At 66.0% G+C, this 20,133-nt stretch carries 17 protein-coding genes and 1 pseudogene; 9 read left to right on the top strand and 9 right to left on the bottom strand.

The window, feature by feature from the left end; genetic code table 11:
• Positions 1–39: 39 nt before the first annotated feature.
• The 4 genes from argE to KDW55_RS09160 form a co-directional block, all read right to left on the bottom strand.
• Positions 40–1,203 (bottom strand): acetylornithine deacetylase, encoded by a 1,164-nt coding sequence (gene argE / locus KDW55_RS09175; protein WP_212149352.1) that lies wholly within the window; start codon positions 1,201–1,203, stop codon positions 40–42.
• Positions 1,196–1,873, bottom strand: coding sequence for a DUF1028 domain-containing protein (locus KDW55_RS09170; RefSeq protein ID WP_069242162.1), 678 nt, complete (start codon positions 1,871–1,873; stop codon positions 1,196–1,198). Before KDW55_RS09170 ends, argE begins: the two co-directional genes overlap by 8 nt.
• Before the next feature lie 8 nt (positions 1,874–1,881).
• On the bottom strand, positions 1,882–2,319 hold the full coding sequence (locus tag KDW55_RS09165; protein ID WP_212161260.1) for a RidA family protein: 438 nt from the start codon (positions 2,317–2,319) through the stop codon (positions 1,882–1,884).
• Positions 2,320–2,457: 138 nt separating this feature from the next.
• Positions 2,458–3,804 carry an NAD(P)/FAD-dependent oxidoreductase gene (locus KDW55_RS09160; RefSeq protein WP_212161262.1) on the bottom strand — a complete coding sequence of 449 codons (1,347 nt, stop codon included), beginning with the start codon at positions 3,802–3,804 and terminating at the stop codon, positions 2,458–2,460.
• 475 nt (positions 3,805–4,279) lie between these two features.
• On the opposite strand from KDW55_RS09160, the gene KDW55_RS09155 reads away from it, so the two are divergent.
• The gene (locus KDW55_RS09155; protein WP_167432656.1) at positions 4,280–4,435 is read left to right on the top strand and encodes a hypothetical protein; all 156 of its coding nucleotides are present in this window, start codon (positions 4,280–4,282) and stop codon (positions 4,433–4,435) included.
• 207 nt (positions 4,436–4,642) lie between these two features.
• A complete protein-coding gene (gene trpS / locus KDW55_RS09150; protein WP_038570596.1) occupies positions 4,643–5,656 on the top strand; it encodes a tryptophan--tRNA ligase in 1,014 nt (337 codons plus the stop codon).
• Positions 5,657–6,171: 515 nt separating this feature from the next.
• Here trpS and KDW55_RS09145 read toward each other — a convergent pair.
• From KDW55_RS09145 to KDW55_RS09135, 3 genes are all read right to left on the bottom strand, one after another.
• Positions 6,172–7,092, bottom strand: a complete 921-nt coding sequence (locus tag KDW55_RS09145) for a bestrophin family ion channel (RefSeq protein WP_038570598.1) — start codon at positions 7,090–7,092, stop codon at positions 6,172–6,174.
• 173 nt (positions 7,093–7,265) lie between these two features.
• Positions 7,266–8,273: a cytochrome d ubiquinol oxidase subunit II gene (gene cydB / locus KDW55_RS09140; RefSeq protein ID WP_212161264.1), complete on the bottom strand. Its 1,008-nt coding sequence runs from the start codon at positions 8,271–8,273 to the stop codon at positions 7,266–7,268.
• A 3-nt stretch (positions 8,274–8,276) separates the two neighbouring features.
• A complete protein-coding gene (locus tag KDW55_RS09135) occupies positions 8,277–9,677 on the bottom strand; it encodes a cytochrome ubiquinol oxidase subunit I (protein ID WP_212161265.1) in 1,401 nt (466 codons plus the stop codon).
• A 739-nt stretch (positions 9,678–10,416) separates the two neighbouring features.
• On the opposite strand from KDW55_RS09135, the gene moaA reads away from it, so the two are divergent.
• The 3 genes from moaA to moaD are packed head-to-tail and all read left to right on the top strand — an operon-like array spanning position 10,417 to position 12,454.
• Complete coding sequence (gene moaA, locus KDW55_RS09130; RefSeq protein ID WP_212161290.1) at positions 10,417–11,538, top strand: GTP 3',8-cyclase MoaA; 1,122 nt, start codon at positions 10,417–10,419, stop codon at positions 11,536–11,538.
• 43 nt (positions 11,539–11,581) lie between these two features.
• Complete coding sequence (locus KDW55_RS09125) at positions 11,582–12,145, top strand: molybdenum cofactor biosynthesis protein MoaE (RefSeq protein ID WP_212161267.1); 564 nt, start codon at positions 11,582–11,584, stop codon at positions 12,143–12,145.
• A 51-nt stretch (positions 12,146–12,196) separates the two neighbouring features.
• Positions 12,197–12,454, top strand: coding sequence for a molybdopterin converting factor subunit 1 (moaD, locus tag KDW55_RS09120; protein WP_038570608.1), 258 nt, complete (start codon positions 12,197–12,199; stop codon positions 12,452–12,454).
• A gap of 21 nt (positions 12,455–12,475) precedes the next feature.
• Here moaD and KDW55_RS29385 read toward each other — a convergent pair.
• Positions 12,476–12,592: pseudogene (locus KDW55_RS29385) on the bottom strand (PAAR domain-containing protein); the annotation flags it as partial.
• A 495-nt stretch (positions 12,593–13,087) separates the two neighbouring features.
• On the opposite strand from KDW55_RS29385, the gene acnB reads away from it, so the two are divergent.
• The 4 genes from acnB (at position 13,088) to KDW55_RS09100 (ending at position 18,402) form a co-directional block, all read left to right on the top strand.
• On the top strand, positions 13,088–15,673 hold the full coding sequence (acnB, locus tag KDW55_RS09115) for a bifunctional aconitate hydratase 2/2-methylisocitrate dehydratase (protein WP_038570610.1): 2,586 nt from the start codon (positions 13,088–13,090) through the stop codon (positions 15,671–15,673).
• Positions 15,674–15,892: 219 nt separating this feature from the next.
• Positions 15,893–16,489: a TetR/AcrR family transcriptional regulator gene (locus KDW55_RS09110; RefSeq protein WP_038570611.1), complete on the top strand. Its 597-nt coding sequence runs from the start codon at positions 15,893–15,895 to the stop codon at positions 16,487–16,489.
• A gap of 48 nt (positions 16,490–16,537) precedes the next feature.
• Positions 16,538–18,013, top strand: coding sequence for an MFS transporter (locus KDW55_RS09105; RefSeq protein WP_069242165.1), 1,476 nt, complete (start codon positions 16,538–16,540; stop codon positions 18,011–18,013).
• An 80-nt stretch (positions 18,014–18,093) separates the two neighbouring features.
• Positions 18,094–18,402, top strand: a complete 309-nt coding sequence (locus KDW55_RS09100) for an EthD family reductase (RefSeq protein WP_038570625.1) — start codon at positions 18,094–18,096, stop codon at positions 18,400–18,402.
• A gap of 72 nt (positions 18,403–18,474) precedes the next feature.
• On the opposite strand, the gene KDW55_RS09095 is transcribed toward KDW55_RS09100, so the two are convergent.
• A complete protein-coding gene (locus KDW55_RS09095) occupies positions 18,475–19,950 on the bottom strand; it encodes an HD domain-containing phosphohydrolase (protein WP_069242166.1) in 1,476 nt (491 codons plus the stop codon).
• Between the last annotated feature and the right edge of the window lie 183 nt (positions 19,951–20,133).

Raw genomic sequence — 20,133 nt, 5'->3', positions numbered from 1 at the left:
CGGAACGTCAGTTACGCCAGCTTGGCCGTATCGGCCCGATCAGCTCGCCGAAGCGGCATACGTCGCAAGACGGGCCAGCATCGCGTCGCATCCTGCCAGCTGTTCGACGGTGACGAACTCGTCCGGCTTGTGCCCCTGCTCCATGCTGCCCGGCCCGCACACCACGGTCGGAATGCCGGCCTGCCCGAACAGCCCGCCTTCGGTGCCGAACGCGACCGTGCCGAACGTGTCGGAGCCGCTCAGCATCGCGAGCAGCCGCGCGGCTTCGCTGTCCGCCGGCGTCGCGAGGCCCGGGTACGCACCGAGCGGTTGCAGACGAATGTCGGTATCGGGCTGCACCGCGCGCATCTTCGGCAACAATTCGGATTCCGCATAGTCCTGCAGTTTCCGCGGCACATCGTGCGCGTCGAACGCCGGCAGCGCGCGCACCTCGAAATCGAACTCGCACTCGGCCGGCACGATGTTCAGCGCGCGTCCGCCCTTGATCAGGCCCGTCTGCACGGTCGAGAACGGTGGATCGAAGCGGCCGTCGCGATGCTCGGGCCGCGCGAGCGCCGCGCCGATCTCGCCGAGCCTGGCGATCAGCTTCGCCGCGTAGTCGATCGCATTGACGCCGAGCGGCGCGTACGCCGAGTGACACGCGGCACCCTTCACGTGACAGCGCATCGCGAGCTTGCCCTTGTGCCCGAGCACCGGCTTCAGTTCGGTCGGTTCGCCGATCACGCACAGACGCGGCCGATGCTCGCGCGCCGCCAATGCGTCGAGCATCGGCCGCACACCGAGACAACCGACTTCTTCGTCATAGGAAAACGCGAGATGCACCGGCATGTTCAGCGGTCTCGCGACGAACGCCGGCACGGCCGCGAGCACCGACGCGATGAAGCCCTTCATGTCGGCCGTGCCGCGCCCGTAGAGCCGGCCGTCGCGCTCCGTCAACCGGAACGGCTCGAACGTCCACGCCTGCCCGTCGACCGGCACCACATCGGTGTGCCCCGACAGCGCGATGCCGCCGCGATCTCGCGGGCCGATCGTCGCGTACAGGCTCGCCTTCGTGCGTTCCGCGTTGTAGAACAGCTCGGTCTCGATGCCGAAGGCGTCGAGATAGTCGCGGATGAAGTCGATCATCCCGAGGTTCGAATCGCGGCTGACCGTCGCGAAGCCGATCAGGCGCGCAAGCAGCGCGCGGCTCGACGCATCACTCATCGCCCGGCACTCCGTAGCTCGGCGCGGCGGTCGGGTTCAGCGCACGCGTCTGATAATCCTGCATCTGCGGCCGATACGCGCGCCACAACGCATCGAGTTGCCCGATCGGATCCGCATCCGCCCAGTCGACGCGCAGGTCGACGAGCGGCCACGTCACGTCGCCGGCCACCTTCAGCGCGGCCGAATGCACGGGCCCTGCCTCGCCGCCGGCCGCGATCGCCGCGTGCATCGCCGCCAGCAGGCGGTCGGCCAGCAGCCCGTGCGCGCGCTCGAACGCGCGCGCCATCGCATCGATCACGGCACGCTCGGCCAGCAGGTTGCCGGCCGCCACGCATTGCTCACCCTGAACCGCATGATGCGTGCCGAGCGCTTCCTTGCCGGTGAAGCACGCGGTCTGCCCCTGCCCGTCGATCACGGTGACCTGCCGATACTGGCTCCAGCCGTTCGCGCTCAGTGCGCGATCAAGCGCGGCCGCCGGCGCAAGCTGTTGGTGCTCGATCAGATCGAGAATCTGCGGACCGAGCGCCGGCAGTGTGACGTTCTGCGTCGCGACCGCGCCGACGCCCGCGCGCACCCATGGGCAGCGCGCGCCCACCGCGATGCTCGACGAACTGATCGCGATACCGAGCTGCCCCGTTTCCGGGCAACGCCCGACGATGGAGAAAGTCATGACGGCTCCTATGCGCGGTTCGGTTGCCAGTTGTCCGGGATCACCGCGATCACGTCGATCTCCATCAGCCACTGCGGCTGGCCGAGCGCGGACACGACAAGCCCCGTCGAGATCGGATAAACGCCCTTCAGCCACTTGCCGACTTCCTGGTACACGGGTTCGCGGTAGCGCGGATCGATCAGGTAGGTCGTCGTCTTCACGATGTGCGTGATGTCGCTGCCGGCTTCCTCCAGCAACTGCTTCACGTTCTTCATCGCCTGCTCCGCCTGTGCGCGCGCGTCGCCGAGGCCGATCAGGTTGCCGTCGAAATCGGTGCCGACCTGGCCGCGCACATAGACGGTATTGCCGGCGCGCACGGTCTGGCACAGGTCGTTGTCGAGCGTTTGGTTCGGGTAGGTATCCTTTGTGTTGAACATGCGGATACGGGTATGGGTAGGCTGGCTCATCGGGTTCCTTCGATCGTCGGGGTGTTCGCCGGCCGCACCGCGAGCAGTCGCGGCGCGGCCGGGTTCTGGTTGCAGCGGGGTAGCCGGATCATCGCGTCCGGGTTTCGCGCGTGGCGCGGATCGCGACGCGAGCGCGCGTCAGTCGATCGCATCGACGAGCGGACGGGCATCCGCCGGCTCCGTGCGCGATGCGTCGCCGTGCCCGGTGCGCGTTTGAAACCGGCGCTGCGACGCGTCGTGATAGTCGAGGTACTTGCGCTGCGTGGCGATGTGGTCGGCGATGTGTTTCGCGTCGTGCCACACGCCCCAGATGAAGCTGGAGCCGCGTCGCGACAGCCACGGCAGCCCGAGGAAATAGATGCCTGGCTCCTTCGACACGCCGCGTTGATGCTGGGGCTTGCCGTTCGCGCCGAACGCGTCGACGTTCAGCCAGCCGTAGTCGACCGCATAGCCCGTCGCCCACACGATCGACGTGACGCCTGCGGCGGCCAGATCGAGCGTGAGGATCGGTCGCGTGACGCAATCGGGATCCGGCAGGATGCGGCGCGCTTCGGGTTCTTCGGGCAGGTCGAGGCCGTTGCGGACCGCATACGCGTCGGCCGCGTCGAGCAGGCAGAGGTAGTTCTCGTCGCCGCGTGCGAGATTGACTGCGAGATCGGGTTCGAACACGGCGACGCCCCTGCCGAACGACTTCGTCAACCCGACGAGCGTCACGCCCTGGTGCGCGAGTGCGCGGAAATCGACCGTGTGACCGCCGCGCGCACCGCTCACCGCGATCGTCACGTGTTCGCGTCCGGGCGTCGCGACTTCCTTGTCCCATTCGCCGAGCACGCCGAGCCACCAGCAGAAGTCACGGCCCCGATACGCGCGCGGCGGACGGTCATGCGGGCCGACCGACAGGTAGACCTGCCGGCCCGCGCGCTGCAACTCGTCGGCGATCTGCACGCCCGACGAACCGGCGCCGACCACCAGCACCGCACCATCCGGCAATTGCGCGGGGTTGCGATAATCGGCCGAGTGGATTTGCACGAGGCCGGCGTCGTCCGGGGCGATCGGCGGGATGACCGGGCGCTGGAACGGGCCCGTCGCGACGACCACGCGAGTTGCCTCGATCGTGCCGTCCGAAGTGTCGACGATGAAGCCCGGCTTGCCCGTGTTGCGCACGACGTTCTTCACTTCGACGCCGGTGCGGATCGGCGCGTTGAACTTGCGCGCATAGGCTTCGAAGTAGTCGGCGACCTGGTCCTTCGTTGCGAACGCATCGGGATCGAGATCGTCGAATTCGAGGCCCGGAAAGCGGTCGTGCCATGCGGGGCCGTTCGCGACCAGCGAATCCCAGCGCCCGGTGCGCCAGCGCTCGGCGATGCGGTCACGCTCCAGCACGAGATGCGGCACGCCCAGCTTGCCCAGGTGCTCGCTCATGGCCACGCCGGCCTGACCGGCCCCGACGACCAGCGTATCGATTGAGGTTGTTTCCACTGCCACGGCTGTCTCCTTGAAGTGCGGCTCGCTGCGATGCGGGTGTCGTCGCGCGAGGAGGAATGGAGACATTCTGCTGACAGGTCAGCATGGGCGAAATGATGTTTTTTGTGGTTGTTGACGAGAAAAAAGCTGGGGGAGACGGCCAATGCAAGCGGCGCAAGCATGCCACGGCGACAGCGGCATCGAACCTGCTCGTTCGCGACGAAGCCGTGCTTGCGGCGCCGCCTGCCCCGGGCGATGGCCGTTCCCCACAATTCTTGACTGTGTCCGTCCCGCCAACCTGTTAGGATGCCGGTCGCCTCGGCCTCGACCGCAAGCAACGGACCTCTGGTTCGCTTTTTTCGTTGTTCCCCCCGTCGCGGCTGCCGCCCCCAAGCGATACAGCGCGGCGAACGGCACCGCAGCCCGGTAGAACCCGCAACTCCCCGCTGCGGCGCCTTCAGCAACCGTTGGAGTGGCGCACGTTGCGCCAGCAAGCATGAAGAAACTGAAGCAGCACATCGTCAACCTGCGCGACAAGGACCGAACGCCGGTGATTCGAGCCTGCGCGCTGCTGTTGATGGCCGGCCTGCTGTATTTGCTGTGGCCGTCGGCGGAAATCGCGTATCTCGCGATGGAATCCGTGATCCGCTGACCACGCGGCCGCGCACGCGCTGCGCTATACTTGCGCGATGGAAACCCGACCCGCCTCGCTGAACGTGCATCGCTGGTGGCGCGCCTGACCGCGGCGGCCCGTTTCCTTTTGCATATCCCAAACGTGATGCCGCCAGCCATGGCGGCATTCGCATTTCTGCGCTGACATCATGGCTGGCGGCTTCGACAACCGGAGCCAACGACGACCATGACGCAATCCGCCCGCCCGATCATCCTCACCGGCGACCGCACGACCGGCCCGCTGCATCTCGGCCACTACATCGGCTCGCTGCGTGCACGCGTGCAGATGCAGCACGAAGCGACGCAATTCCTGCTGCTGGCCGACACCCAGGCGCTGACCGACAACATGGGCCGCCGCCAGCGCGTGACCGAGAACGTGATCGAGGTCGCGCTCGACTATCTCGCCGTCGGCATCGATCCGGCGATTTCGACGATCGTCGTCCAGTCGCAGGTGCCCGAACTCGCCGAGCTGTCGCAGTACCTGCTGAATCTCGTCACGGTCGCGCGCCTCGAGCGCAATCCGACCATCAAGGAAGAGATCCGCCTGCGCGGCTTCGAGCGCGACATTCCTGCCGGCTTCCTCACCTACCCGGTGAGCCAGGCCGCCGACATCACCGCGTTCAAGGCGACGCACGTGCCCGTCGGCGACGATCAGTTGCCGATGATCGAGCAGACCAACGAACTCGTGCGCCGCTTCAATGCGACTGTCGAGCGGCCGGTATTGGTCGAATGCGAGGCCGTCCTGTCGGCTGTCACCCGCCTGCCGGGCATCGACGGCAAGGCGAAGATGAGCAAGTCGCTCGGCAATGCGATCACACTCGGCGCGACGCCGGACGAAATCGCGCAGGCCGTGAAGGACATGTACACGGACCCGAACCATCTGCGCGTGAGCGATCCCGGCCAAGTCGAAGGCAACGTCGTATTTACGTTTCTCGACGCGTTCGAGCCGGACGTGCAGAAAGTCGACGAACTGAAGGCGCACTATCGCCGCGGCGGCCTCGGCGACAGCGTCGTGAAGCGCGTACTGAACGAGCGGCTGCAGGCGCTGATCGAGCCGATCCGCGCGCGGCGGCGTGAATTCGAGGCCGACAGGGCGGAAGTGATGGCGATCCTGAAGCGCGGCACGCTGCGCGCGCGCGACGTGGCTGGTGCGACGCTGGCTGAGGTCAAAGGCGCGATGGGGCTCACGTATTTCGATTGAGCGGTGCGCGCCGCCGGAGGCGCCGCACGCGCCGAACGTGACCGGGCGACGATGCACCGCGCACTATTCGCCCGCATTCGTCCGGCGCGAAACGTCACCGCGCGATGTCGTGCGCGTCAGTCGCCGCCACGCGCTGTCTTGATCGCTCGTGCCGTGGCGCAGCCGCGTTGCCCACGGCCTCGATCCGGCTCCCCGCGGTCCTGCGTTTCGCGTTTCGCGTTTCGCGTTTCGCGGAACCCGGGTTGGAATAGGCGATAGCGCTGTAGTGATAAACCAGCTTCTTGAGACGCTTCTCGCCGAGCGGGTGTCGGCTGTGCGACTGAAGTAACACTGGCATGTCCGGCACTCGAACATCGGCAGCCGACCGATGGGGCGCGTTCGGAATCCCGCTCTGGTAATGGATAGCGAGCCAGAAGGAGGTGATGCCCGAGCACGGCCCCATGGGGATTCTGGAGTGACAGAATCAATTCGCTCCACGTCAGGACGCCGCACGCCGCCGTGCCGGCCGCTGCCGCCTACGTGATCTGATACGTCGACGCCGGCGCGAACTCGTCGGGCAACGGCCGATCGCCGAGTTCAAGCACCGACCGCTCGATCGTGCGCGTCATCGCATCGAGCGCCAGCGCATTCGGCGCCAGCCCGAACGGCTCGGCCACTTCGTTCGCGATCGCTTCGAGCGCAATCAGCGTGTAAGAGATGAACACACAGATCAGCGGCGTGAAGAACTCCGTCGAATCGACGAGCCCGAATGGCAGCAGCACGCAATACGCGTAGACGGTGCGATGAAGCAGCACGCTGTACGAAAACGGAATGGGCGTCGACAGGATCCGCTCGCAACCGCCGATCGACTTGCCTAGCGCATCGAGTTGCATGTCGAACATCCAGCAGGTCGTGTCGGCGCCGGGCGCGCGCCCGAGCGCACGGACGATGCCGCCGCGCAGTTCGTCGAGGATCGCGACCGGCTTATAGCATTTTCCGCCTAGCGCTGCCGTGCGTTCGGCCCCGAGAATGCGCAGCAGGTCCTCCGACGGATCGGTATTGCGCAACTGATGCTTTAGCGCATACGCGAGTCCGATCAGCAGATCGGCGAGCCGGTTGCGCTCGGCGTCGCTGACGCTGTCGGGCAAGTAGCGATGCAGTTGCGACGTCACGGCGCGCGCGGCGATCAGCAGATTTCCCCACAGGTGCCGCGCTTCCTTGAAACGCTCGAAGCTCGCGTTGTTGCGAAACCCGAGGAAGATCGCGAGCGCAAGGCCGAACAGTGTGAACGGCGCGGTGTTCAGCGGAATCTTTTCGCCGAAGATGCGCCCGTTCGTGAAGACCGCCAGCGTGCTGACGATCGCCATGAACGTCAGTTGAGGAATGATCGATTGCAGCACGGAGCCGTTCCATACGAACAGCATCCTGAGCCAGTTTTGTCGTGGTCTGACGATCATGAGGTTGTCTCGACTGCCGATGAAATACGTACTACTCGAGCGCCCGATGCACGACGGCCCGCGCGTGGGCGGGCCGCTGTCGCGTCGATGCCTGGCAGGCGGCGCGACGCACCGCGCGTTCGCGTGATGATAAGCCCGCGGGTCCGCGCCCTGCGTCAACGGCTTTTCGCCGCTCAGTGATAGCCGGGGTCGCCCTCGCGCACCTTGCCGCGAAACACGCGATACTGCATTGCGTTGTACACGAGGATGATCGGCAGCACGATCACGGTGCCGACGAGCGCAAACAGCTGGCTCGAATGGCTCGACGATGCGTCCCAGATCGTCAACGATGGCGGCACGATATTCGGCCAGATGCTGATCACGAGCCCGGTGTAGCCGAGGAATACGAGCGCGAGCGTCAGCAGGAACGGCGTTGCTTCATGCTCGCGCTTCACCGTGCGAAAGATGCCCCACACGCACGCGACGACGAGGACCGGCACCGGCAGGAACCACCCGAGATTGCCGCTGCCGAACCAGCGGTGTGCGACGGCCGGCAGCCCGATCACGGTCCACAGGCTGACCACGGCCATCACCGCGAGCAGCACGCCCGTGAGCGGCTTCATCAGCAAGCGCATCTTGCGCTGCAGTTCGCCGTCGACCTTCAGGATCAGCCAGCCGCAACCGAGCGTCGCATAGGTGACGAGCACGCCGATCCCGCAAAACAGGCTGAACGGCGACAGCCAGTCGAACGGCCCGCCCGCGAACTGGTTGTCCACGATCCGGATGCCCAGCAGCAGCGAACCGAGCGTGATCCCCTGGCAAAACGCGGCGAGTGCGGAGCCGCCGATGAATGCGAGATCCCACAGATGCTGCGTACGGTTCGCCTTCGCGCGCAACTCGAACGCCGCGCCGCGGAAGATCAGCCCGATCACCATCAGGATCAGCGGCAGGTAGTTGGCCGGCAACAGCGTCGAATAGACGACCGGGAACGCGCCATACAACCCCGCACCGCCAAGCACGAGAAACGTTTCGTTGCCGTCCCACACCGGCGCGACGGTATTCAGCATCACTTCGCGTTCGGCCTTCGCGTCGAAAAACGGAAACAGCAGGCCGATGCCGAGGTCGAAGCCGTCCAGCATCACGTAGATGAACACGCCGAGGCCGATGATCGCGGCCCACACGACAGGAAGATCGATGTGCATCGCTTACTCCGCTTCAGTGATGTTCAGCGGCGTGGACAGCGCGCTATTGCGCAGCCCCGGATGCCGGTGCAGCTCGATATATCCGGCATGCGCGGCCGGCCCGCGCTTCATCAGTTTCAGCATGTAATAGACCCCCGTTCCGAACACGAGGAAATACACGATCACGAAGATCAGCAGCGACACGCCCACCTGTTGCGCACTGAGCGGCGCGACCGAATCGACGGTACGCAGCACGCCGTAGACGGTCCACGGCTGCCGCCCGACCTCGGTCGTGATCCAGCCGGCCAGCAGCGCAACGATGCCCGACGGTCCCATGCATACGACGAACCACTGGAACCAGCGCGTTTCGTACAGGCGCCCGCCCTTTCTCAGCAGCAGGCCGAGCAACGCGGTGAGCAGCATCAGCATCCCGAGGCCGGCCATGATCCGGAAGGTCCAGAACACGATCGGCGAGTACGGACGATCCTGCGGCGGGAATTCCTTCAGCCCGCGAATCTCGCCGTTCCAGCTGTGCGTGAGGATCAGGCTGCCGAGGTGCGGCACCTGGATCGCATAGCGTGTCGTCTCGGCCTGCATGTCGGGAAGGCCGACGAGGTTCAGCGCAGTGCCGCCCTTCTCGGTTTCCCACAGCCCCTCGATCGCGGCGATCTTCGCGGGCTGGTATTCGCGCGTGTTCAGCCCGTGCGCATCGCCGACGAAGATCTGGATCGGCGCGAGCAACAGCAGCATCCACAACGCCATCGAGAAGCTGCGCTTCACCGGTTCGTCGCGACGCCCCTTCAGCAGGTGCCACGCGCCGCAAGCAGCGACGATGAAGCCTGCGACGATGAATGCGGCGATCGTCATGTGCGCGAGGCGATACGGAAACGACGGGTTGAAGATGACCTTGAACCAGTCCACCGGCACGACGAGGCCGTTCTCGATCTTGTATCCCTGCGGCGTCTGCATGAAGCTGTTCGACGCGAGAATCCAGAACGTCGAGATCAGCGTGCCGACCGCCACCATCAGCGTCGCGAAGAAGTGCGCACGCGGACTCACGCGCTGCCAGCCGAACAGCATCACGCCAAGAAAGCCGGCTTCGAGGAAAAAGGCCGTCAGGACTTCGTAAGTGAGCAGCGGACCGGTGACGTTGCCCGCGACACGCGAGAAGCCGGCCCAGTTCGTGCCGAACTCGTAGGCCATCACGACGCCGGAGACGACGCCCATCCCGAAGCCGATCGCGAAGATCTTCGACCAGAACTGGAACATGGATTTGTAGGCCGCGTCGCCGGTGACGAGATAACGCCACTCAAGCACCGCGAGGAAACTCGCCATGCCGATGCTGATCGCCGGAAACACGATGTGGAACGACACCGTGAACGCGAACTGCAATCGTGCGAGATGGAACGCATCGAAAATTTCCATGACCGAAATTTGCTCGTGGTTGTGAGGACGTCGGCTTGAAGCGGGAAATCGCGCGACGGCTTGGCGGCGGCACGTGCAAACCTCGATGGATCGCAGTGCACGGCAACAAAGCGTGAATGACGATATCGCGTTTCGAACGATACTCGCAATCGCGCGAACGTGCGCTGAAACTGTGCTTTCCCGTCGGGCGACCATGTGTGCACGTAATCGCCGTTTCGAGGGCCGGGGCCCGTCGGCTGTACTGCTTTCGGCGCTGCAACGCCGGATGTTCGCCGCGCGCGCGAAAGCCCGGACCATCGACTCGCCGGCCGCTCCGGGCGACCGAACGGGACACCGCGCCCCGCCGCGCAAAATCCGTTCCGGTCGCGCGATGCGCCGCCGATGCCGGGGCGCGCTGGCCGGGCGCGGCGTGTGCGGCGTGTGCGGAATCGACAGCATCGCGCGCTGCAGTCGTTGGTGCGGGCGAACGGGATCTCGCAACTGCGGGCCGACATATCGCACGCGGCGTCGCGCTGCCGCAATACGTGTTCGCACACCGGCTTCGCGCGAGCATCCGTATTCGTGCGACCGTCGCCGCTCATGTCCGCACGGCGACGAACTGTATTCCTGCATTTGGCGCCCGATTGTGCCTCTGCCGGCGACGTCCGGCCGCCTATGCTCACGATAAGCGTCGCCACGACTCGTGTGCCGACGTGCCGGCGCACACGCCGCCGATCGGCGACGCCGTTCCGCTCACTTCATACAAACCGAAGAACCGATCGTGAATGCCATCGCTTCAGCCGCGGCGTCCGCCGTTTCGACCGACGGCGCATCGCCGGGCAGCTTCCATCGCCCGCTCGACACGCTTGGGCGGCCGCTGCACGATCTGCGGCTGTCCGTCATCGACCAGTGCAATTTTCGCTGCGGCTACTGCATGCCGCGCAGCAGCTTCGGGCCCGACTACGCGTTCATGCCGTCTTCCGAGCGGCTGTCGTTCACGCAGCTCGAGAACGTCGCACGCGCGTTCGTGTCGCTCGGCGTCGGGAAGATTCGCCTCACGGGCGGCGAGCCGCTGTTGCGCCGCAATCTCGAAGCGCTGATCGAGCGGCTCGCGTCGCTGACGACCATCGACGGCAAGCGCGTCGAACTCGCACTGACAACCAACGGTTCGCTGCTCGCCGCAAAGGCACGATCGCTGCGCGATGCGGGCCTGTCCCGGGTGACCGTGAGCCTCGATGCGATCGACGATGCGGTGTTTCGCCGGATGAGCGATGCCGACGTGCCGGTCGCGCGCGTGCTGGCCGGCATCGAGGCCGCTCAGGCCGTCGGGCTTGCGCCGCTGAAAGTCAACGCGGTGATCGAGCGCGGCAAGAACGACGACCAGATCCTGCCGCTCGTTCGGCACTTTCGTCACAGCGGCGTGGCCGTGCGCTTCATCGAATACATGGACGTCGGCGGCGCCAGTGCGTGGGCAAGCAATAAAGTCTTGTCGGCCGCGCAGATGCGCGACCGCATCGAACGCAGCTATCCGCTCGTGCTCATCGGCGAGCCGGGTCACGACGCCACCGCGATCCGCTGCCGGCACATCGACGGCGCGGGCGAAGTCGGCTTCATCGCGAGCGTGTCGCACCCGTTCTGCGGCACGTGCTCGCGCGCGCGCGTATCGGCCGACGGACGGCTTTATACGTGCCTGTTCGCGACGCAGGGCACCGATCTGCGGCCGTGGCTCGACGAGGGGGCATCGATCGACCGTCTCGCCGACGCCGTACGCGCGCAATGGGCACTGCGCGACGACCGCTATTCCGAGCGACGGGCCGCACGCGCGGCCCGGCCGTCCGGCAAGACCTATCCGACCGTGCGCATGTCGCTCGTCGGCGGCTGACGGCTGCCGCGCGACGGCGCGCACCGCTAACTGGAGAACCGTCATGACGAGTTTCACCGAATCCCGTGCCGCGCTGCCCGACGATGCGTCGCCAGGCGGCGCTCATTCGGAACCGTGCGATCCGCATGCGGGACCGCCGCCCGCGATCGCGGCCGGCTTCGAGGTGCGCGTACAGTACGCCCCGATCGACCCGGGCGCCGAAATCGCGCCAATCGCGCGCAATCCGAATGTCGGCGCGGTCGTGAACTTCGTTGGCGTCGTGCGCAATGAAGGCGACGTAGACGACGTGATCGCGCTCGAAGTCGAGCACTATCCGACGATGACCGAGCAGGCCCTGTGGAGCATCGTCGAGGAAGCAAGCGCGCGCTGGCGGCTCGAAGCGGTCAAGATCGTGCATCGCGCCGGACGCATTCCGCTCGGCCATCCGGTCGTGATCGTCGTCGTGGCTGCCGCGCATCGCGCGGCGGCGTTCGACGCATGCGAATTCGTCATGGATTTCCTGAAGACGCATGCGCCGTTCTGGAAGAAGGAAATCCGGCACGACGGCGCGGCCGGCTGGGTCGCACCGAAGGCGCATGACGATCACGCGATGCGCCGATGGGGTTGAACGCGCCGCCCATGCCGTTTCGATTGCAGCGATTTCGCTCGAGATAACCTGATGAAACTGACGATCAAATACTTTGCGAGCATTCGAGAACAACTACACGTGGAAGAAGAAGCCGTCGAAATCGACGCATCGGAGCTCACCGTCGACGCGTTGCGCGGCATGCTCGCCGCACGCGACGCGCGCAGCGCGGAAGCGCTGCGGATGGACCGGCCCGTGCGTGCTGCCGTGAATCTGGAGATGGTGGCCGGGGGGTTCGTCGTGCGGGAGGACAGCGAGGTGGCGTTCTTTCCGCCCGTAACGGGCGGATGAGGCACTCGATGCGTCGACTCGCACATCGGTGTACGACATCGACTGCGACGCCACCAGCCTGGGCGAGCCTGGGCATGCGCACAGGCACAGACCGTCGCTCAACGCCGCCTCCCGCCCGTCGGGCCCGCCAGATGAAATCCAGTCCGGCCGACGGGCGTTTGCCTTGCCGGAGAATGCAGTAGCACCCGCTCGACATCCCGTTCCTCCCCCGCGGGGAGCGTGAAGCGCCCGGCCGACGGTCGCGCCGGATCTTCGCTCATCGATTCGCGCGCTTGTATCGCGAGCAGCGCCGGCCGCCCCGCAGCGGCGCGAATGACCGACCGCCCTGTTCCGGATAGTTGAAGAACCGGTGACGTCGGGCTGATCGCGCCTATGGCCGGGCACTCCCTCCCCAAAGCTTCGATTCACGTTGCGCAAGCCTCCACCGGCCGTCGCGCTCCTCCGCCTCTCGGGCAAACACGATCCGGCCCTTCTCCACGTTCCGCCCCAACTCTTATATAAGACATAAGACATTTGACGCGTGACCATATTGCGATTAGAATCCCGTCCAAGCAGTGAAGCAGTGTCCGGAACAGCAGCCTCGGCGTGCCTGGAAAGCCCTTCCCCTGAAACGCAATCTCAGCAGGTCCCCCCATGCTTGAAAACTTTCGTGCTCACGTGGCCGCCCGCGCCGCGCTCGGTATTCCCCCCCTGCCGCTGACGGCCCAGCAAACCGCCGAACTGGTGGAACTGCTGACGAACCCGCCCGCCGGCGAAGAGCAGACGCTGCTCGACCTGATCACCCACCGCGTTCCGGCCGGCGTCGACGAAGCCGCTCGCGTGAAGGCCGGCTTCCTGGCCGCCGTCGCGAAGGGCGACACCGCATGCCCGCTGATCTCGCGCGAACGCGCGACCGAACTCCTCGGCACGATGCTCGGCGGCTACAACATCCAGCCGCTGATCGAGCTGCTGTCCGACGAAGCCGTGGCCGCCGTAGCCGCCGACGCGCTGAAGAAAACGCTGCTGATGTTCGACCAGTTCCATGACGTGAAGGAACTCGCCGACAAGGGCAACGCGCACGCGAAGGCCGTGCTGCAGAGCTGGGCCGACGCCGAATGGTTCACGAGCCGTCCGGAAGTGCCGGAAAGCCTGACCATCACCGTGTTCAAGGTCACGGGCGAAACCAACACCGACGACCTGTCGCCGGCGCCGGACGCCACCACCCGCCCCGACATCCCGATGCACGCGCTCGCGATGCTGAAGAACGCGCGCCCGGGCATCACGCCGGAAGAAGACGGCAAGCGCGGCCCCGTCAAGTTCATCGAATCGCTGAAGGAAAAGGGTCACCTGGTCGCGTACGTGGGCGACGTGGTCGGCACCGGCTCCTCGCGCAAGTCGGCCACCAACTCGGTGCTGTGGTTCACCGGCCAGGACATCCCGTTCGTCCCGAACAAGCGCTTCGGCGGCGTGTGCCTCGGCGGCAAGATCGCGCCGATCTTCTACAACACGATGGAAGATGCCGGTGCGCTGCCGATCGAGCTCGACGTGTCGCAAATGAACATGGGCGACGTGGTCGAACTGCGCCCGTACGAAGGCAAGGCGCTGAAGGACGGCAAGGTCATCGCCGAATTCCAGGTGAAGTCCGACGTGCTGTTCGACGAAGTGCGCGCCGGTGGCCGCATTCCGCTGATCATCGGCCGCGGCCTGACCGCGAAGGCGCGTGAAGCGCTCGGCCTCCCGCCGTCGACGCTGTTCCGCCTGCCGCACCAGCCGGCCGACAGCGGCAAGGGCTTCTCGCTCGCGCAGAAGATGGTCGGCCGCGCGTGCGGTTTGCCGGAAGGCCAGGGCGTGCGTCCGGGCACGTACTGCGAACCGAAGATGACGTCCGTCGGCTCGCAGGACACCACGGGCCCGATGACCCGCGACGAACTGAAGGACCTCGCGTGCCTCGGCTTCTCCGCCGACCTCGTAATGCAGTCGTTCTGCCACACCGCCGCTTATCCGAAGCCGGTCGACGTGAAGACGCACCAGACGCTGCCGAACTTCATCAGCACGCGCGGCGGCATCGCGCTGCGTCCGGGCGACGGCGTGATCCACTCGTGGCTGAACCGCATGCTGCTGCCCGACACCGTCGGCACCGGCGGCGACTCGCACACGCGCTTCCCGATCGGCATCAGCTTCCCGGCAGGCTCCGGCCTGGTCGCGTTCGCGGCCGCCACCGGCACGATGCCGCTCGACATGCCGGAATCGGTGCTGGTCCGCTTCAAGGGCAAGATGCAGCCGGGCGTCACGCTGCGCGACCTCGTCAACGCGATCCCGCTGTACGCGATCAAGCAGGGCATGCTGACCGTCGCGAAGCAAGGCAAGAAGAACATCTTCTCGGGCCGCATCCTTGAAATCGAAGGGCTGCCGGACCTGAAGGTCGAGCAGGCGTTCGAGCTGTCGGATGCGTCTGCGGAGCGTTCGGCTGCCGGTTGCACGGTGCGCCTGAACAAGGAACCGATCATCGAATACCTGAACAGCAACATCACGCTGCTCAAGTGGATGATCGCGCAGGGCTACCAGGATCCGCGCAGCCTGCAGCGTCGCATCGCCGCGATGGAACAGTGGCTGGCCGACCCGCAACTGCTCGCGCCGGATGCCGACGCCGAATACGCGGCCGTCATCGAGATCGACCTCGCCGACATCCACGAGCCGATCGTCGCATGCCCGAACGACCCGGACGACGTGAAGACGCTGTCCGAAGTCGCCGGCGCGAAGATCGACGAAGTGTTCATCGGCTCGTGCATGACCAACATCGGTCATTTCCGTGCCGCGTCGAAGCTGCTGGAAGGCAAGCGCGACATTCCGGTCAAGCTGTGGGTCGCGCCGCCGACCAAGATGGACCAGAAGCAGCTGACGGAAGAAGGCCACTACGGCGTGTTCGGCACGGCCGGCGCGCGCACCGAAATGCCGGGCTGCTCGCTGTGCATGGGTAACCAGGCACAGGTGCGCGAAGGCGCGACGGTGATGTCGACGTCGACCCGCAACTTCCCGAACCGTCTGGGCAAGAACACGAACGTGTACCTCGGTTCGGCGGAACTGGCGGCGATCTGCTCGCGTCTGGGCAAGATCCCGACCAAGGAAGAGTACATGGCCGACATGGGCGTGCTCACCGCGAACGGCGACAAGATCTATCAGTACATGAACTTCGACCAGATCGAAGACTTCAAGGAAGTCGCCGACACCGTGCAGATCTAAGCGTGCTGTCGCGCTGCGGCGGGTCGCTCCCGTCGTGGCGACACTCACTATCGCCGCAGGCTGAATGCCTGCGGCGTTTTTTTTGCCCATCAGGTTTGATCGTGAATGATTGCCGGCGGGATCACTGGAATGCGGTCATCCCTCCCCGGCCGGATACACACGTTGACATAGGAACCGATTGGTCCATATAATCACGCCAAATTGCACGAGATTTCACTCATGGCACATCCGACCAGTCTTGGACGTCCACGCGAATTCGAGTTGGACGATGCCGCGCGCGACGCGATGCAGGTCTTCTGGGACCGCGGCTACGAAGGCGCATCGCTGCCGGATCTGATCGCAGGCACCGGCTTGTCGCGCGGCAGCCTCTACAAGGCGTTCGGCGACAAGAAAGGACTGCTGCTGGCGGCGCTCGACCTGTATATGGCCGACGGGCTCAAGGCAACAGCCGACCTCCTCTCGCAGCCGGGCGCGGTGAAGGACGCCATTCGGCAATCGCTGCTGCGCTATGCGCGTCTGTCCGTCGGCGAGGCCGGCCGGCGCGGGTGTCTCGCGGTCGCGATGACTACTGAAATGGCGTCCCGCGATCCGGATGTCGCGGAACGCACGGCACGCATGTTCCGCCGTTTGCAGCAGCTTTATGCCGGTGCGATCGTGCGCGGACAGGCAAGCGGCGAGATTCCCGAACGCGACGAACAGGCGCTCGCACGTTTCCTCGTCTGCCAGGTCGAGGGCATGCGCGTACTCGGCAAAACCGGTGTATCGGAAGCCGACATGCTCGCGCTCGTCGACAACACGATGCGCGTTCTCGATTAATTTTTTTGGCCAATTTGGAACTGATTGGTCCCATATGGAGGCTCACCCATGACCCAAAGCGATTCTGTCTCGCCCGACCCGCGGCGCTGGGCAATGTTCTCGGTCCTGCTCGTCGGCGCATTCCTGCCTCCGCTGGACTTCTTCATCGTCAATGTTGCGCTCCCGTCGATCCGGGCGGAATTGGGCGCATCGTCTTCGGCCGAGCAATTCGTCATCTCGTCGTACGCGGGCCTGTACGCCGTGACGCTGATTACCGGCGGGCGGCTCGGCGACTTGTTCGGGCGAGGACGCATGTTCTTTCTCGGGCTGCTCGGATTCGCGACGGCATCGGTGCTGTGCGGCCTCGCGAGTTCGCCGTGGACACTGATCGTGGGCCGTGCGTTGCAAGGTCTGACGGCGGCCATCATGGCACCGCAGGCGCTCGCGTCGATCCAGGCGATCTTCCCCGAATCGGAAAAGCCGCTCGCGCTCAGCCTGTATGGCGCGGTCTTCGGCCTCGCCGCGGTCGTCGGGCAGGCACTCGGCGGCATTCTGATTTCGCTGAACCTGCTTGGCCTCGGCTGGCGGACGATCTTCCTCGTCAACCTGCCGCTGGCGATCCTTGTCGTGCTGTTCGGCATCCCGCTGCTGAAGGAAACGCGCGCACAGCATGCGCGCAAGCTCGACCTCGGCGGCACGGCGCTGTCGATGGCAACGCTGGGCGCGCTGGTCGTGCCGCTGATCGAGGGGCGCGACGCAGGCTGGCCTGTGTTGGCGTGGCTGTCGCTGATGGCGGTACCGGCGCTCGGATGGTTCTTCTGGCGCTACGAGGGCCGGCTCGCCCGCAGCGGCGGCGCCCCGTTGCTCGATCCGGCCGCGCTGCGCGCACCGGGTCTGGGGCGCGCGCTGCTGATCGCGCTGTTGTTGTACTCGATCGGCGCGTTCTTCCTGCTGTTTTCGATCTATCTGCAAAGCGCGTTGCACGTCGATGCGCTCAGCGCAGGCCTCGTGTTCCTGCCGTTCGGCGTAGGCTTTCTGCTGGGGCCCTTGTCGACGCCGTACTGCTCGCGCTTCCTCGGCGCATACGTCAATCCGTTCGGCATGGGTCTCGAGGTCGCAGGGCTCGTCGGCCTGGCCGGGTTGATCGCCGCGACTCCGCGCGGCATGCCGCTCGCCGCGATCCCGCTTGCCGCCGTTCTGTTCATCATCGGTTTCGGGCAAGGGCTCGCGCTGCCGACGCTGATGCGAATGGTCACCGGCCGCGTCGCACCAGCGCTGTCGGGCATGATCGCCGGCATCGCCAGTTCGACGCTGCAGGTCAGCACGTCGCTCAGCGTCGCGATCATCGGCGGCATTTTTTATACGGTCCTCGGCTCGCGCCAGGATCCCGCCGCGATTGCGCACGCGTTCATCGTCGCGATTCTCGGTATCGCGTTCTTCCTGAGCATCGGCGCCGGGTTGGGCATCTCGCTCGGCCGGACATCGGCCGCGCGCCGCCCCGCGCACACCCCAACCGCTTTCCGCACCGAACGCAACGGGCCGTGACGCCGGCCGCCGCGTGAAACCGGTCGTGCGCCGCGCCGCACGATGCCGCTTGTTCCGTCGGTCCGACATGGAGGATGCACATGTACTTCGTCGTTTCCTATCGCCGAGCCGCAGGCACGCGGTTCGATTCCCGCTATTACGTCGAGCAGCATATCCCGCTGGTCGAGAAAACCTGGAGGCAATACGGGCTCGAATACATCGACGCGTTTTTCCCGTCACGAGAGGACAGCGAACTGATCGTCGTCGCCATGTGCCGCTTTCGAGATCGGGCCGCGCTGGATGCCGCGTTCGCGTCCCCGGAGACGGCGCGCGTCATGGCCGATGTCGACGCGTTCACCGATATCGAACCGGACCGGTGCATCGCGGAAGCGCTCGCGCCCGCCGAGTAACGCCCGATAGTGGCCCGGCACCGTCGCTCGCATGCGCGACGGCGCCGCGAAGCCTGCGCAATGCCGGTCTCGTCAGAGCAGCCCCATCATGGATGCCTTCAGCGTCGCCGCGGCGCGCGTCGAACATTCGAGCTTGCGGAACGCGTTCTCGACGTGGGTGCGCACCGTGCTCGGACTGACGTTCAGCGCCTGCGCGACCGCCTTGTTGCTTGCGCCTCGCGAAATCGCGCGCAGCACGTCGATTTCCCGCGCGGACAGGCGCGGGCCGTCATGCTGTGCGCGACGCGCGCCACGCGGGATGGCAGGCGCCTTCTCCGACAGCAGCGCACTCACCGCTTCGCCACATAGCCGGCCGCGTGCGACTTCTTCCTTCAGCACGTTCGCGGCCGCGGCGTCGCTCAATGCCGCGCGCCATGGACGCGCCGAGCGCAATGCAACCCACGCCACCGACGCCGCCAGCACACGCGCTTCCAGCGCCAGCGCCGGAGCACGCACACCGCGAAAATAGCCGGAACCGTCCTGCCGTTCGTACGCATGCGACGCGAGCATCGCGGCTTCGCGCAACGCACCGGTCTGCCGGCCCGCACGCTCGGTCCAGTAGGGCACGAGACGCACCTTTTCCCAGGCGCCGGCAGGCAACGGCGTCGGCAGATTCCACACGCCGTTCGCCACGGCGGCCCGGCCCATGCCGTGAATCAATCCGGCCCGGTAGACGAGTTCGCGCGCCGCATCGTCCGACGACAGGCGGGCATGGCACATGGCTGCCGTCGCCGCGACCGATCGCGAAAAACCGGTCATCCACGGCAGTTTCAGATCGACGATGTCGGCGATCACCTCTGCCGACGTCGCGCGCTGCATGTCGGCCGTGATCAATTCGGTTTCGAACGCGTCGATCGAGATGCGCGCGAGCTCCGCCAACCAGCCGCCGGCCTGGCACGCCGCCATCCCGGCGACGGGTGCCGGATAGCGTGCTCCCGCGCGTTGCCCGATCAATTCCAGCGCGCGATCGACACCGTACGCACGACTGAACACCTCGAGATCGCCCGCCACCGCGACGATCGACACGGGCGCCGGGACCTGTTCATGCACGAGCCCCGCAGGCAGTCCATTGCCATCCCACGCTTCGAAAATGTGACGCAGCGCGGTTTCCGTCGCGTTCGACAGCCCCAGTATTCGTGCGACTTCGCCCGAGACTTCGCAGTGAATCCGCGCAAGCGGCAACATCGCGGCGCCGGCGCGCCCGAGCGCCTCGGCCATGCCGGCCCTGCTTTCGAGCATTGAACTGCGGATAGCGACGTCGTCGCCGAACAACTGCGCGAAACCGGCCGCGTTAGCCGTGCAGCCCGACCAACGCAGCAGCGCGACCTCGCGGACCGTATCGCAAATCGCAGCGTCGAACCCTGTCGCTTCCGCGAGCCGCACCGCCAGCCAGGCGGTACGCAGAGAATGATCGGTCGGTTGCCCCATACTCAGATCGCCGATAAAGGCCAGCGCCCTGACGGAGTCGAATATGCGCAGCGGCGCGTGCGGTGCTTCGGCGTCGAACATCGGATGGAGCGAAGAAATTCACCTGAACGAGCAAACGATCATACGCGACGATGTCGAGCCGCGCATGAGCTCGCGCCCCGCGCAAGCGCGCGTTGCGGACGACCGCAACCGTGAGCGATTGCACGTCGGCCGCGTGCCGTGACGCGCCTATCGCCCGCCCTCGGTCATCTGACCGATGGTGGA

It is taken from the genome of Burkholderia sp. AU19243, from assembly GCF_018148075.1.
Classification (GTDB): domain Bacteria; phylum Pseudomonadota; class Gammaproteobacteria; order Burkholderiales; family Burkholderiaceae; genus Burkholderia; species Burkholderia latens_A.
This window is presented reverse-complemented; position numbering and strand designations above follow the sequence as displayed.

Bases quoted from the DNA above. Each gene is read 5' to 3' on its own strand.
- KDW55_RS09095 (WP_069242166.1), bottom strand. From the start codon at position 19,950: ATGTTCGACGCCGAAGCACCGCACGCGCCGCTGCGCATATTCGACTCC.
- argE (WP_212149352.1), bottom strand. From the start codon at position 1,203: ATGAGTGATGCGTCGAGCCGCGCGCTGCTTGCGCGCCTGATCGGCTTC.
- acnB (WP_038570610.1), top strand. From the start codon at position 13,088: ATGCTTGAAAACTTTCGTGCTCACGTGGCCGCCCGCGCCGCGCTCGGT.
- trpS (WP_038570596.1), top strand. From the start codon at position 4,643: ATGACGCAATCCGCCCGCCCGATCATCCTCACCGGCGACCGCACGACC.
- KDW55_RS09100 (WP_038570625.1), top strand. From the start codon at position 18,094: ATGTACTTCGTCGTTTCCTATCGCCGAGCCGCAGGCACGCGGTTCGAT.
- KDW55_RS09145 (WP_038570598.1), bottom strand. From the start codon at position 7,092: ATGATCGTCAGACCACGACAAAACTGGCTCAGGATGCTGTTCGTATGG.
- KDW55_RS09165 (WP_212161260.1), bottom strand. From the start codon at position 2,319: ATGAGCCAGCCTACCCATACCCGTATCCGCATGTTCAACACAAAGGAT.
- cydB (WP_212161264.1), bottom strand. From the start codon at position 8,273: ATGCACATCGATCTTCCTGTCGTGTGGGCCGCGATCATCGGCCTCGGC.
- KDW55_RS09125 (WP_212161267.1), top strand. From the start codon at position 11,582: ATGACGAGTTTCACCGAATCCCGTGCCGCGCTGCCCGACGATGCGTCG.
- KDW55_RS09105 (WP_069242165.1), top strand. From the start codon at position 16,538: ATGACCCAAAGCGATTCTGTCTCGCCCGACCCGCGGCGCTGGGCAATG.
- KDW55_RS09110 (WP_038570611.1), top strand. From the start codon at position 15,893: ATGGCACATCCGACCAGTCTTGGACGTCCACGCGAATTCGAGTTGGAC.
- KDW55_RS09135 (WP_212161265.1), bottom strand. From the start codon at position 9,677: ATGGAAATTTTCGATGCGTTCCATCTCGCACGATTGCAGTTCGCGTTC.
- moaD (WP_038570608.1), top strand. From the start codon at position 12,197: ATGAAACTGACGATCAAATACTTTGCGAGCATTCGAGAACAACTACAC.
- KDW55_RS09170 (WP_069242162.1), bottom strand. From the start codon at position 1,873: ATGACTTTCTCCATCGTCGGGCGTTGCCCGGAAACGGGGCAGCTCGGT.
- KDW55_RS09155 (WP_167432656.1), top strand. From the start codon at position 4,280: ATGAAGAAACTGAAGCAGCACATCGTCAACCTGCGCGACAAGGACCGA.